Origin of the sequence: Paraburkholderia sp. SIMBA_030 (genome assembly GCF_046535245.1) — a bacterium.
Taxonomy (GTDB): Bacteria; Pseudomonadota; Gammaproteobacteria; order Burkholderiales; family Burkholderiaceae; genus Paraburkholderia.
Genome location: NZ_JAWRXB010001554.1, coordinates 1 through 239 on the forward strand (window position 1 = coordinate 1; position 239 = coordinate 239).

The following is a 239-nucleotide window of genomic DNA, read 5'->3' on the forward strand; positions in this document are numbered from 1 at the left end:
GCACGCCGCGCTTGCCGGCCACCGGCACTGGCCAGCCGGTCTGCCCGGCCGGCTCGGCCTCGATCGTGCTCACGCCGCCGCCGCTGCCGCTCCACGCGGCTTCGCCGATGTAGTTGCCGGATGTGTCGGTGGACAACGTCGTGCCGCCCACCGCGACCACGTACGGCGATGACGCCGGGTACTCGGTGCCGGTGCCGCTGTCGCCCGACGACGCGACGAACGTGACGCCCGGCACGTTG

The 239-nt window shown here is 74.1% G+C and carries 1 pseudogene; it reads right to left on the reverse strand.

Going from position 1 to position 239, the window contains the following annotated elements:
- Window positions 1–239 (reverse strand): annotated as a pseudogene (locus SB772_RS45235) (peptidase S8/S53 subtilisin kexin sedolisin); the annotation flags it as partial.